Annotated in this window: 7 protein-coding genes; 4 read left to right on the forward strand and 3 right to left on the reverse strand. The window is 54.9% G+C overall.

All coding sequences use genetic code 11. From position 1 onward, the window contains the following. Positions 1-19: 19 nt before the first annotated feature. The 4 genes from B0B12_RS09345 (at position 20) to B0B12_RS09360 (ending at position 5,976) form a co-directional block, all read left to right on the forward strand. Positions 20-1,576 carry a sodium:solute symporter family transporter gene (locus B0B12_RS09345; RefSeq protein WP_076668196.1) on the forward strand — a complete coding sequence of 519 codons (1,557 nt, stop codon included), beginning with the start codon at positions 20-22 and terminating at the stop codon, positions 1,574-1,576. Further along, on the forward strand, positions 1,554-2,588 hold the full coding sequence (locus B0B12_RS09350) for an alpha/beta fold hydrolase (protein ID WP_076668198.1): 1,035 nt from the start codon (positions 1,554-1,556) through the stop codon (positions 2,586-2,588). Before B0B12_RS09345 ends, B0B12_RS09350 begins: the two co-directional genes overlap by 23 nt. Positions 2,589-2,629: 41 nt before the next feature. Then, entirely contained in the window at positions 2,630-5,128 is a 2,499-nt protein-coding gene (locus B0B12_RS09355) for a TonB-dependent receptor (RefSeq protein ID WP_076668200.1), read from the forward strand. 80 nt (positions 5,129-5,208) lie between these two features. Continuing rightward, a complete protein-coding gene (locus B0B12_RS09360; protein ID WP_076668202.1) occupies positions 5,209-5,976 on the forward strand; it encodes a 3-hydroxybutyrate dehydrogenase in 768 nt (255 codons plus the stop codon). Positions 5,977-6,157: 181 nt separating this feature from the next. Here B0B12_RS09360 and B0B12_RS09365 read toward each other — a convergent pair whose 3' ends face one another. Genes B0B12_RS09365 through B0B12_RS09375 form a run of 3 tightly spaced genes read right to left on the reverse strand, consistent with a single transcriptional unit; the run spans position 6,158 to position 13,348 of the window. Next, complete coding sequence (locus B0B12_RS09365) at positions 6,158-8,152, reverse strand: OmpA family protein (RefSeq protein WP_076668204.1); 1,995 nt, start codon at positions 8,150-8,152, stop codon at positions 6,158-6,160. Positions 8,153-8,171: 19 nt separating this feature from the next. Further along, positions 8,172-9,125, reverse strand: a complete 954-nt coding sequence (locus tag B0B12_RS09370) for a PorP/SprF family type IX secretion system membrane protein (protein WP_076668206.1) — start codon at positions 9,123-9,125, stop codon at positions 8,172-8,174. A 26-nt stretch (positions 9,126-9,151) separates the two neighbouring features. Continuing rightward, on the reverse strand, positions 9,152-13,348 hold the full coding sequence (locus tag B0B12_RS09375; protein WP_076668208.1) for an ice-binding family protein: 4,197 nt from the start codon (positions 13,346-13,348) through the stop codon (positions 9,152-9,154). Positions 13,349-13,584: the final 236 nt, after the last annotated feature.

Here is a 13,584-nt window from a genome sequence, read left to right on the forward strand (position 1 = left end):
AGCAATAATACCATCAAGCATGAATAGTATGGCATCATCGGAGCTTGTAATAGCTGGTTGGGTACTCGTACTTGCCTATGCAGGCATTATCCTGTTTTTCGTGATCCGGGGGGCACTGCGCATCCGCTCGATCTCCGATTATGCGCTTGGCAGCGTGGCTTTTTCGCCGCTGGCTGTAGGGTTGGCGCTGGCTGCCTCCATGACGAGTGCTGCTACCTTTATAATCAATCCGGGCTTTGTGGCGCTGTACGGCATCAGTGGGGTCATCTCCATGGCCATTGCCCTGCCTGCCGCAGCCCTGGTGTCGCTAGTCGTGCTGACCAAGGGCTTCCGTAAAATGGGGACCGCCGTGAAAGCGCAGACGATGGCCCAGTGGATGGGACTGACCTACAAGAGCCGCGGTTATGCCACGTTCTTTGCCTTCCTGTCGCTGCTGCTCATCACGTTCATTGTCCTCATCTGCGTGGGACTCACCAAGGTGATGGCCAGTGTGCTCAACGTCAACGAGCTGTACATGTGCGCGGGCATTGTGGTATTTGTATTCGGCTACATGATGTTCGGAGGCGCCAACTCGATGGTGTATACCAACATGATTCAGGCGGTGCTGATGCTGATCGTAGCTTTCATCCTGCTAGGCTCCGGCTACGAGCACTTCAGCAACGGCGTGCACGGCTTCCTGGATAAGCTGGCGGCCATCGACCCGCTGCTCGTGTCCACCACCAACCCCGAGAGCTTTCTCTTCCGCGACTACTTTGAGATCATTTTCTGCCAGGTGATCATTGGCATCGCCATCGTTTGTCAACCGCACATCATCACAAAGTCGCTGCTTCTCAAAAACGAAAAAGATGTGAACCTATACCTGCTAACGGGAATCTTGGCGCAGGGCCTCTTCTTCCTGGTGGTATTCGCCGGCCTCTACGCCCGTCTCTCTTTCCCCGACCTAACGGTAAACGGCCAGGAGCTGTCGGTGGACAGCATCATGTCGGTCTATGTGGTGCAGGAGTTCCCGGTATACATGGGCTTGCTGGTGCTGCTGGGGCTCATCTCTGCGGGGCTCTCTACCTTAGAAGGTCTTATCCAGTCACTCTCGATCACCATTACCTCCGATATCCTGACGCCGATCGTGGGCGACAGCATCGCAACACGGGGTGTTGTGGTGAACCGGATTGTGATAGTGGTGCTAGCTGCTGTTACCATCTGGCTGACTTTTGACCAGCTGCAGAACCCGAACCTGAGCGTGGGTATTTTTGCGCAGAATGGGGTATACGCTTATTTTTCGGCCGCCTTCGTGCCGGTGCTGTTTGGCATGTTCCTGCGCCGCGTGCCATTGATTGCGCCGGTGGCGGCCTCCATCACATCGGTTATCGTGCATTTTAGTGTGTACTACGGTGGCCTGACTACCTACATGCAGGCGCCGGTGCGCAACCCGGGCATAGCCGCTGCGCTGGCCATATTGGCTTCGGTGGCGGTCGGCCTTATTTTTTACTATGCTTTCCGAAAACCTGCCACTGAAACGGCAACAGAAGACACGTCACTTTTAACCGAACCGACCTATGAAAGTGAGCTCAAAAACTAAGCTAGCACTGGCCGCGCTTGGCCTGATCTGCCTGCAAACGGCCTGCCAGTCGGCACAGCATTTCGCCACCTCTGCAGGTATAGAAAAGACGGCAGACACCGCAACTGCCAGTACTGAGGCTACCGTAGCCGCTCCAGCTGCAGACCCGGTGTTCGAAGGGTTGAACTACCGGTATGCGGTCAAAAAAGTAAAATTGCCAAACGGCACCAGAGTAGCTTATACCGACGAAGGGAAAGGCCCCGAAACGCTCATCTTCATTCACGGGTTGGGCAGTTACCTACCCGCCTGGGACAAGAACGTGGCTGAACTGAGTAAGCATTATCGCTGCATCGCCATCGACCTGCCCGGCTACGGCAAGTCCGACAAAGCCGATATAACCACAGGTATGGCGAGCTACGCTGACAATGTGCTGGCCCTGATGGATGCGCTCAAATTGGAGCGAGCTACCTTGGTCGGGCACTCCATGGGTGGACAGATCGCCATCACTGCCGCTCTGAAGGCACCGCAGCGCGTCAAGCACCTGGTTCTGGCCGCTCCGGCAGGTATAGAAACCTTCACGGACCAGCAGAAGCAGCTTTTCAAGATGACGGTGACGCCCGAAAGTGTGCAGAAAACCACGCCGGAGCAGGTGGTGGCCAACTTCAAAGTGAACTTCCACCAGATGCCTGCCGATGTGCAATACATGATCGACGATCGCCTGAAAATGGCCGAATCTGCTGAGTTTGGGGCCTACAGTAAAGCGGTGGCGGGCAGCGTGGCCGCCATGGTCGACGAGCCGGTGTACGAGCAGCTGCCGCAGGTGCAGGTACCCACGCTGATTATTTTCGGCGATAATGACGCACTTATACCGAATCGTTACCTGAATCCCAACCTGACCACTCAGGCCGTAGCCGAAACCGCACGCGACCGCATTCCCAACAGCCAGCTGGTGATGCTACCTGAAACGGGGCATTTCCTGCAGTACGAGCAGGCCGGAGCCTTCAACAAAGCGATCCGGGATTTTCTGAAATAGCACTCAAACCATAACCTTAAATATCTAACCTACTTATTCTCATGAAAAAAATCTATTCACTTCTGTTCGCACTCCTGGCAGTCACACAGGTGGCACTGGCCCAAAGCGGCAGTGTGCGAGGCCGTGTGCTCGGGGCCGATACCAGGGAGCCCCTGACAGGTGCCACCGTCCTGCTCGAAGGAACCACCAAAGGCGCCTCGACCGACGCTGCCGGCGAGTTCAGCATCATGGACGTACCGGCCGGCACTTACAACATGCGCATTTCCTATGTGGGCTATACCTTCCCGAGGCAGTCCATCACGGTGACCTCCGGCGGCACCACCGACATCGGCACGGTGTCCATGAACACGACTCAGGTGGTAGGTGAGGAAATTGTGGTAACGGCTTCCCGTCGTCCGGAGAAGCTCACCGAGGCGCCTGCCGCCATCAGTGTGATCTCGTCGCGCGACCTGACTGAGCTGCCTTCTTTCAACGTGGGCGAGTTGCTCAACAAGGTGCAGGGCGTGGAAGTGGTGCGCTCGGGTGTGGCCGGTATCGGTATCAATGCCCGCGGTTTCAACAATGCCTTCAACGTGAAGATGTTCCAGCTTACTGACGGCCGCAACTCCATGCTGCCCGGTGGTACAGGACTTCCGGCCGGTGTTTACAACACGGTGATTAAGGAAGACATTGAGCGTGTGGAAGTGATCCTAGGTCCGTCTTCGGCGCTTTACGGCCCGAACGCGCACAACGGTATCATCAACACCATCACCAAAGACCCACGCCGCCATCCGGGCACTACTGTTACGATCGGTGCCGGTAATCAAAGCGTGCTCACGGCCCGCGCCCGTCATGCCGGTGTGATCAGCAGCAAATTTGCCTACAAAGTGAACGCCGAGTACACTGAGGGCAAGGATTTTGAATTCATCGACACCGTGTATACCGCGCTGGGCCCTAAGCCTGAGTATGACGTGGATTTCGGCTTCAACTTTAAGCGTGCCAGCGCTGCTGTCTATTATACTCCAAGACAAAACATGGACGTGATCCTGGATTACGGCATCGGACAGGGCTCTAACATCGGCGTGACCAACAACGGCCGCAACCAGATCGACGGCTGGACTTTCCAGTACCTGCACGGCCGCATCGTGACGCCGCGCATCTTCGCGCAGGTATACAACACCTGGAACGACGCCGGCGACACTTACCAGATCAACGCCCGCACGACCAACTACCATACCATCCGCGCCATGGGACAGTCGCATGAAGTGGCGCATGAAAAATCGAAGACAGGCGCTGCCAGAGGAGCTTTCTACCCGAATTCACCTGCCGTTGCTTTCCCGGGCTTCATCGACAAGAGCCACCGTCTGAACGGGGAGGTGCAGTACAACAATAGCTACGGTGGTTTTGACGTGATCACGGGCCTGAGCTTCCAGCGCGATGTGGCGTACAGCCGCCAGACTTACCTCGATGACCGCAACGGAGACATCATCCTGAACCAGTACGGCGCTGTGGCGCAGATCGAGCGTGGCCTGGGTGAGCGTGTTCGCGCCGTGGTAGGCGCCCGCCTCGACCGCCACGACAACTACGGCACGCAGTTCAGCCCGAAAGCTGCCCTGACGCTGAATGCCCTAGCCGGTACTTTCAGAGCAACCTACGGACGCGCCTATGCCGCTCCTTCTATCCAGTTCCAGGAGTTTTACCTGAACAACGGCGCTCTGGCCATTCTGGGTAGCGGCGCCGGCCTGACCATACAGAACACCGAGACAGGTGCCATCCGCGAGATCCCGAAACTGGAGCCAGAGCGTGTGCAGACCTTCGAGTTGGGTTACAAAGGTACGCCAACCGAGAAATTTTATGTAGACCTGAGCACCTGGTACTCTATGTCCGAGGACTTTATCTCGCCGCTGACAGGTGTTACGCCGCTTATGGGCAAAGAGAAGGTGATTCGCAAAGGCAGCGAGGATGTAACGGAGGCCGCTTCGAACGCTCTCAACTACTACCTGACTTACCTGAACTATGGCAACGTGAACTCCTGGGGTACGGACCTTGGCCTGAACTATTACCTGAACAACAACTTCAGCATCGGCGCCAAGTACTCCTACTTCAATTCCGACATCACGGACCGCGACAACCTGGACAACGACGCGAACGGCGATGGTAAAGTTTCTAATGTGGAGAGCAGCCTGAACGCTCCGAAGCACCGCTACAACTTCAACTTCACAGCCCGCGACCTGTTCAACAACAAGTTCTTTGGCTCTGTGAACGTGCGCATCCTGCCTGAGTACGACTTCTACTCTGGTTCGCAGGTGGCAGCTAAAGAGAACGAAAACAAGCGCGTAGCACCGCTTCTTTATAACTATGGCCCGCTGGGCGGCTTCACTTCGGTGGATCTGAGCGCCGGCTATAAATTCACACAGATGATTACACTGGGTGCCAGCGTAACCAACCTGTTCGACACAGAGCAGCGTGAGTTTGTGGGTTCACCGATCATTGGCCGTCTGTACTCAGCTGAACTGCGCTTCGACTTCGGAGGCGGCAAGAAGAAAAATGATGTTAGGTAGATTAGAGTAAGGTGAAGGCAGGGCGCCCCGCAAGGGCGCTCTGTTTTTTTGCCTTATATTTTCAATTACATTTTTTACACATGAAGAACGCAATCATTACAGGCGGCACAAGTGGCATTGGCTTAGGTATAGCCCGGCTTTTTGCTGCCCAAGGGTATAATCTGCTCCTGAACGGCCTGGAGAAAAACGGACAGGAAATTGCCGATGACTTGGCGCAGGAGCACCAGGTAAAAGTCTTGTTTTCGTCGGCCAACATGCAGCAGCCGGAGCAGATCCGGGAAATGGTGCGGCAGGCCGAGCAGGCGTTTGGCCAGGTGGATGTGCTTATCAACAACGCAGGTATACAGTATGTCGCGCCGGTCGATGAGTTTCCGGAAGACCGCTGGGACGCCATCATCGCCATCAACCTATCGGCTACTTTCCATGCCTCTAAAGCAGTGTGGCCAGGTATGAAGGCACGTGGTTTCGGACGGATCATCAACATTGCCTCGGCACATGCGCTGCGTGCCTCCGAGTTTAAAGTAGCCTATGTGGCCGCCAAACACGGTGTGGCAGGTATAACGAAGGTACTGGCATTGGAGGGCGCTCCGCACGGCATTACGTGCAACGCCATTTGTCCCGGCTATGTACGCACGCCGCTGGTAGAAGCCCAGATCGCCGACCAGGCGCGTGCGCATCAGATGTCAGAAACGGAAGTAATTGAGAAAGTGATGCTCAAAAAGCAGCCCATCAAGCAGTTTGTGGAAGTCGATGCCCTCGGCAACCTGGCGCTATACCTGGCCTCTGACTCGGCTGCGCAGCTGACAGGCACCATGCTCCCGGTGGATGGCGGCTGGTCTGCTCAATAAGTACTGGCTATACCTTCTCAAGGCTGCTATACCTCATAGTAGACCATAACCAGCTCAAAGCAAAGGTCATCTGCAAGACGCAACCCACGCCTGATTCAGGAGATCCCGATCTTACGCTGACCACAAACAAAAGCCCCGGCACTCCTGTGAGCGCCGGGGCTTTTGCTTTAACCTTAATTTATTACTTGCCGATGATCTTGAACTCAGTACGGCGGTTCACCTGGTGATCTTCTTCGGAGCATTCTACGAAGTCGGCGCACTTGTTACGCAGCCTGGTTTCGCCGTAGCCTTTGGCCACCAATCGCTTGCGGTCTATACCTTTCGACACGATGTAGTCCACAGCAGCCTGGGCTCTTCGCTCTGACAGATCCTGGTTGTACTTGCGTGTCTGGCGGCTGTCGGTGTGTGAGCTCAGCTCGATGCGGATCGTTGGGTTAGCCTTCAGGATACGCACCAGTTTGTCGAGTTCGATGGCTGCATCCGGACGGATATCATGCTTGTCGAGGTCGTAGAAGATGTTCTCCAGTACGATCGGTACGTTTGGCGTGTCGCGGTACATGATCATTTCTACCAGCAGCGAGTCTATGCTGAAGCGGCAATCCGGCGTGAAGAGGATCGTCTGTGTCAGGTAGCCTTTCTTGCTGCCCCGGATGGTGTACTGCATGCCCGCCTCTACTTTGTAGTTGAAATTACCGGTCGAGTCAGAGTGTGTTTCCACCATCGAGCCTACGTTTTCTTCAAACAGCTGCAGCAGCACATTGTCTACCATCACACGCTTCTTGATGTGCGTTCCGGGCTGGTCCACCATTTCGTAGGTCTGACCCACCAGCGTACACTCCACGTTCACCTCTCTGAATTTGTAGATGTTGTCGTAGCCTGATTCGCTCGTTCTGCCGGATGACAGCCAGCCTTTCGTGCCCGAGCTGTCTACGACTATACCTAAGTCGTCGCGCGAGGTGTTGAGCGGATACATCAGGTTCTGTACGCGTGTCCAGCTGCCGTGCTCGCCTTCTGCCCTGAAAATATCGAGGCCGCCAAGGCCTACGTGCCCGTCAGATGAGAAGTAGAGTTTGCCATCGGCGCCAATGCTTGGGAAGCTTTCGCGGCCGCTCGTGTTGATCACATCACCTGCGTTAATAGGCTCTCCCCAGCTGCCGTCGGGTTGGCGCTCGCTGTAATAGATGTCTGTTTCGCCCTTTCCTCCCGGCATATCCGACACAAAGTAAAGGAGCTTGCCGTCAGGCGTAATGGCTGGGTGACCAACCGAGTACTCCTGTGGCTTGTTATACTTAAACGGCTTCACATCGACCCACTCGGTGCCATTGCGACGTGCCATGAAGATCTCGTGGCGGTTGATGTTACCGGTTCCTTTCCCATCGCCTCTGTTCACCCAGCTGGTCGGGTCTGTGTTCACTCTGGCCTGGCTGCGCTTCACACTGTTGGTGCGCGTAAAGTATAGCGTGTTTTCCTTCGGCAGGAACGAGGCTGGTCCGTTGTGGAAGTCCGTGTTGATCTCCTGGCTGAGCGGGCTCGGCTCGCTCCAGGTAGAGTCCTCTTCCATGCTGGCGTAGTAGAGCTGCACAAAACCGTTGCCTGTCCAGTTGAAGCGCTCCTTTTTCTTGTTTTCATCGGTGGGCAGCCTGTCCGAAGAAAACACCATGTCGCCATTCGGCAGTTGAATAGGGCTAAAGTCAACGCCAGTGGAGTTCAGCTTGTCCTCTACAGCAATCTCGTATGAGAGCGGCCTGCTGGTCCAGAAAATAGCGGAGTCGCAGGAGGCGGCTTTCTCCATGGCCATGTTGGCTTGCTCTGGCACGCGGCGGGCGTAGCTGGTGTACAGCTCTTTTGCCTTCTCGTAGTTGCCGTTGCGCTTGGCTGCCTCGGCGTAGTGATAAATGCTGGCCGGTGCCACTGTCTCGAAGCCGGCTGCCTGGGCATACCAGAACTCGGCCTCCTTGCTGTTATTCATCAGGCGGTAGCTGTCGGCAATGCGCTCGAGCAGGTATACGTCCGGCTCTTTGCGCTCCATCAGCTTTTTATAGGCATCCAGTGCCAGGGCGTACTCAAAGCTGTTGAAGTACTTGTCGGCCTCCTTCATCTCTTTTTTCTGCGCCGCAAGGGGCTGCGTGCATAGGGTTGCCAGAAGAATCAGTAGGTATAGGAATCGTAATCTCATGTCTGCTTTCCGGGTGGGTTTAGAAATAACGAGGGGTCAGCATTCGGTTGTCCTGCTTCTTGAAGAAAGAGTAACCCAATGAAATTTCGTGGCTGGCGTGCTGGCGCAGCGAGTTGAGGCTCACGTCGTACGAATAGCCCAGTCGCAGCTTAGGCGTTACGTACAGCTGCGCGATGGCGGCCCAGGCGTTACGCTTGTCCAGTTCATACTCGTCGGAGTAGTTGCTGTGCACTTTCACGGCCGTGCGGTATGAGCCTCCGAGCCAGATGCGTTCCCCCAGCAGGAAAAAGGCGTTCAGGTCCAGGCTGGTCGGGCTGTTAAAGTCCTCCTTTACCAAAAAGCTCGGCTTGAAAATCAGCGTTGAGGAAAGGTCCATGACATAGCCCGCTGAAAGAAAATAATGACGGTTCGGCATAGTGACCTCCAGGTTGTCGCCTCCCGTATTGATCAGGTTGGCTACCGAGAGCCCCGTGTAGAAACGCTCGGTGTTAAAGAAGGCACCAATTCTGAAATCAGGCATCATCTCCGAAACTCTGCCCGGATTGAGCGCCTGGTCAGGCCTGGTGTTGCCTGTGTTAAGCTTGCTGCCATCGAGCGTATACTGTGCCATACCTGCTGCAAAGCCGAGTGCCAGTTTGGCCGTTTCGCTCATACGCAGGCGCACCGCCAGGTTGGCGTGCAGCCCCATCTGGCGCTGCGCGCCCAGCTCGTCGTTCATGGCATTGAGGCCAAAACCTAGCAGCCCACTGCGCGAGGAACCGTCTACACTCAGGGTCTGCGTGGTGGGTGCGCCCTCTATACCTACCCACTGGCTGCGGTGGGTCAGGTTGGCGTTGATAATCTCTTTACTCCCCGCATAGGCCGGGTTGATGATCAGCTCGTTGAAGATGTACTGTGTATATTGTGGTGCCTGCTGCGCATAGCCTTCCCAGGACAGCAGCAGTAACACCAGAAGTACCCCTAATTTTCGCATGGTAATCACTTAATTCGTTTGTTTTCTTATCGGACGATCATCACATAACCTTTGTAGGTCTTCTCAGAGCCATCGCACAGCGTGAGGCGGATCAGGTAGTAGTAAGTGCCCTCTGCCAGCTTGTCTCCGTTCCAGTTGTTCTGATAAGCTTTGCTCTTGTATACCTCGTTACCCCAACGGTTCACGACCACCACCTCGTTGTCCGGGTAGTTCGCCAGGTTTCCGATCATCCAGGTGTCGTTCTCCCCGTCGTTGTTCGGTGTAAACACGTTCGGCACTATGAGGTTGGCCTCGCGCAGACCAGGGTCCGAGACCATTGATACCGGGTCGCTCTTACACTCTCCGTTGTCGGCCACCACGGTGATCTCCCCTCTGTTGTTACCCTGCATTACTGTGATCACACTGGTACCCTGGCCTGACAGGATCTCCCAGCCAGCTGGTACTTCCCAGGTAAATAAAGCGCCTGGGCTGTTAGACTCCAGCTCGAAAGTGGCGATGTCGGAGCAGGCCAGCGTGCGGTCCACGATGCGGCTGATGACAGGAAGCGGTCTTGCCGAAACTGCCAGTTTAGTGGCAGCGCTTCTGTCGCAGTCGTTCACGGCTTCCACACTTATTTCTCCTGAGCCTGTGCCTATTTGCACGGTGATCTGCGTGCTGCCGTGCCCTGCAGTGATCGTCCAGCCAGTTGGCACCTTCCATGAGTAAGAGGACGCGTTCGCAACCGGATCGATGGAATAGGTAGTGGTGCGGCTTGCGCATGTCAGTGTTTCGCCCTTGATAGCAGTAGGGGCAAGCGGAGGAGATGTTACGACCTCTACCGTCAGCTTGGACTCGGCTGTGGTGCCGCAGGCATTTTTGGCGCTCACAAATACATCGCCTCTGCCTGTTATTTTCACTTTTATGCTGTTGGTACCTGCTCCTTCCAGTATTTCCCATCCAGTCGGCACTTTCCAAAGGTATGTCTCGGCACCGCTAATGGCAGGTATAGAGTAAACCGCGTCGGTTCTGCCCACACATGCCAGTTCCGGACCTTTGATGGCCTCCGGGTTCATGAGCGGACGCTGAGGCTCTGTCAGCAACTTAACGCTTTGGCTCTTTCCGCATGAGTTCACTGCCACTACTGTTACTTCACCGCCTGCTGTTCCGGCTGTCGCTTTGATCTGTGTAGTGCCTTGTCCGGATTCAATCTTCCAGCCTGCAGGCACCACCCACTCGTAGCTGGTAGCTGTTGGAACGGCTGCGATGCGGAAAGTAAGACCAGTGGCGTTGCCGCAGTAAGACTCGTTACCGCTGATGATGGCCGCTGGCGAAGGCGGAACGGACCCTACAGACTGTACCGTGAAGCCGGTAGCGGTGCTTCTGGTTCCGCAATTGTTCACGGTGGCCACTTTCACCTGACCCTGTGTTGCGCCAGCTTTTACGGTAACGCGTGTTGTGCCCTGGCCTTCTACGATCACCCAGTCGGCGCCCGGGAAGCTCCAGAAGTAAGAGCTTGCACCTGGTACTTCGGCTATCGAATACGTCTGGTTTAGACCGGCGCAGTACTGTGCATTTCCGGTTATAGGTCCTGCCTGCGGAGCTGGCACGTCCGGCACAGGTACCACGCGCAATTTGGCAGGTACGCTGTTACCACAAGGGTTAGAAGCTGTTACGGTAATGTCACCAGCCAATGTACCCACTTTCACCTTGATCTCTGTCGTACCCTGACCTGATATAATTGTCCAGCCCGACGGCACGGCCCAGATGTACTCCAAGGTATGGTCAACTGGCTCCAGCACATACACGGCCTCACTTTGCCCTATACATACTTCGGCAGGACCTTTAATGGCAATTGGGGAGGCAGGCACGGTTGGGAATGGTCTTACGGCCTTTGTTGCCGGGCTGCTCTGACCGCACGAGTTCGTCGCAATCACACTCACATTGCCTGACTGGCTTCCGATTGTCACTGTAATGCGGGTTGTGCCCTGTCCACTCACAATAGACCAGGTTGGAGGCAGCGTCCAGGTATAGCTTTGTGCACCGGCAACCGCGTCTATCTCATACACCGTGGTTTTGTCAGTACAACCAAACTCTACACCTTTTATAGCAACTGGAGCAGACGGTGCGCCGGTTGCAGTGGTTACGTCTTTTCGTGTGATGCCGCTTGCGCCGCATTCATTAAATGCCTGTACGCGCAGCTGGCCACCGCTGGCAGTCTCGCTCAGGGATACGGTGATTTCATTTGTACCCTGGCCTGCCGTAATGGTCCAGCCATCTGGCACATACCAGGTATAGCCGGTGGCTCCTGGCACTGGTGCTACGGAGTACTTTGTACCGACACTGTTCTGGCAAACCGGGAAGGCGCCTGAGATGTCGCCTGGGTTAACAGGGGGACCTGGAACAGGCACGACATTGAAAGTGCGGGATGGGCTGGTTCCGCAGGCGTTTATACCTTTCACGGTCACAGTACCGCCTACGCCGTTCGGGTTGAAGACAACCGTGTTGGTTCCCTGACCGCTGATAATCGTCCACTCAGTCGGGTACTCCCATACATACTCGGCTACATCGCCGCTGGCTGTCACACTGAACGTTACGCGATCTGTGGTCACGCAGAAAGGCAAGGTGCCTGACCCGGAAATGTTGGATGGCTGGTTTGGGGCCTGCAGGTAAGGCTTCACCTCCAGCTCGGCTGCGTTCGGACTCACGCCACAGACGTTCTTAGCCTTTACCGTTACCTTGCCGCCTGATTCCCCAACCGTTACAGAAATCTGTGTGGTACCTTGTCCAGTCACAATCTTCCAACCTGCTGGTACTGTCCAGATGTAAGAAGTGGCATCCTTTACTGGTTCAATGGAGTAGGTCGCGCCTTCTCCGGCGCAGACACCTTCATTAGCCGTAATTGGCCCAGGTGTGGCAGGAGGGTCGGGGTAGTTATTTACTTTCAGACGGCTGGGGGGGCTGGCGCCGCAGCTATTGTTTACGGATACCTGTATAAAGGCCTCATCGTTACGATTCGTTGCCTCTACTGTGATCTTGGTGGTTCCCTGGCCACTTGTGATTCTCCAACCGCTTGGCACGTTCCAGGTATAGCCAGTGGCTCCTACTACCGGCTCGATGCTGTACTCTCCAACAGTTCCCACGCAAAGCTCAACGGCTCCTGTGATCACACCAGCATCTGGCAGTACGGCGCAAAAGTTAATGTCAACTGTGTTGTTCTGCTGAATTTCGTCCTCGGCCGCTCCCGAAATTGTGCCGCGCACAAAGCCCGGTCCTGTTTCGTTGATGGTAGCCGTCAGCGTAAGCGTATAAGTTTGTCCTACTTTCAGGCTCCCTATGTTCCATGTCCAGTTGCCATTTACGAACGAAAAGGTGGCCCCGGGAGCGTCTGTTGTATAGGTATGGTTAGCGCCTGAGAAAAGAATGGGAGTTACCCGTACGTTTTCGTCGTCAACCGGGCCTTTGTTGGTGACGGTGAAGGTATAGGTGATCGTTTGACCGACAATGTAGCGGTCAACGCCGGCATTACCCTCTGTTTTCGTGATTTTGATCTCGAGGTCTGTTGGCAGAAAGAAGTTGTTGTTGTTCAGCCTGACCTCTCCTTGTAAGGAAGCCACACGTCCGCGAACAATTGAACCGTCGCCTATCGTAACAGCCTGTTTTGCCAGGTACTGGCCCTTAATCTCGGCACCATTGGCTACTGTGAGCTCATTTTCGACTACCCAGAATACGTTGCCAATCTTGGCATCCCGGATCAGTTCAATGTCTACTCCGGCTCCTATGTTCAGGCTGCCTTTGACGATGAAGATGAAAACCGCGTTTGGATTGTTGTTTCCGTCCAGTGTAATGTCGTTGGTGACAGTGGCATCGCCATTAAAAACATACACGCCGGAGGTATAGGTACGGCCGCCGAGCTCTGGATTGGTTAGTGTGGCGGTGGGGGCTGTGGCCGCTGCTGTGTTGTAAACCGAAGTGGCCGCGGCAAGTGCTGCGTTGGCTGCGGCATTCACGTTATCAATGCCACGCCAGACAGCACCAGGGCTAAAGTTTTGAGCGGGCCTGCTAACGGAGGCTGCTTTTGCGCGAACAACCGTATTTGTGTTGGCTTGATTGAAAACCCTGTCGCCACCTACAACGTTATAGTCGTAAAAGGCCCCCAGTGTGGGCGCTTGCTGTGCATTTACGCCAAATACAACCAGCCATAAGCCTAGCACTAAGAGCAGGGCTCTACTTGAGAAGCTTGTCATGAAATCAATGAGTATAAGTTTGTTATAGAACCTGGCGTTTAAGTATTCAACAATCTGCAGCTACGGGCGGCCATACCCGAAGCTCTTTTCCTTTCTTCTCACTTAGCCAAATAACCTGCAAGTATATACTTTAAAAAGTACATTGAGAAGCCTCAAAAGTATATTGCATATATTTGGGGTTATATTAAGCTCTAAAATTTAACAAAATTTGTAAAGCGCCAAATTTTAAGTTAAAG

This window comes from Pontibacter indicus, from assembly GCF_900156345.1.
Lineage (GTDB): Bacteria > Bacteroidota > Bacteroidia > Cytophagales > Hymenobacteraceae > Pontibacter > Pontibacter indicus.

Bases quoted from the DNA above. Each gene is read 5' to 3' on its own strand.
- B0B12_RS09345 (WP_076668196.1), top strand. From the start codon at position 20: ATGAATAGTATGGCATCATCGGAGCTTGTAATAGCTGGTTGGGTACTC.
- B0B12_RS09350 (WP_076668198.1), top strand. From the start codon at position 1,554: ATGAAAGTGAGCTCAAAAACTAAGCTAGCACTGGCCGCGCTTGGCCTG.
- B0B12_RS09355 (WP_076668200.1), top strand. From the start codon at position 2,630: ATGAAAAAAATCTATTCACTTCTGTTCGCACTCCTGGCAGTCACACAG.
- B0B12_RS09360 (WP_076668202.1), top strand. From the start codon at position 5,209: ATGAAGAACGCAATCATTACAGGCGGCACAAGTGGCATTGGCTTAGGT.
- B0B12_RS09365 (WP_076668204.1), bottom strand. From the start codon at position 8,152: ATGAGATTACGATTCCTATACCTACTGATTCTTCTGGCAACCCTATGC.
- B0B12_RS09370 (WP_076668206.1), bottom strand. From the start codon at position 9,125: ATGCGAAAATTAGGGGTACTTCTGGTGTTACTGCTGCTGTCCTGGGAA.
- B0B12_RS09375 (WP_076668208.1), bottom strand. From the start codon at position 13,348: ATGACAAGCTTCTCAAGTAGAGCCCTGCTCTTAGTGCTAGGCTTATGG.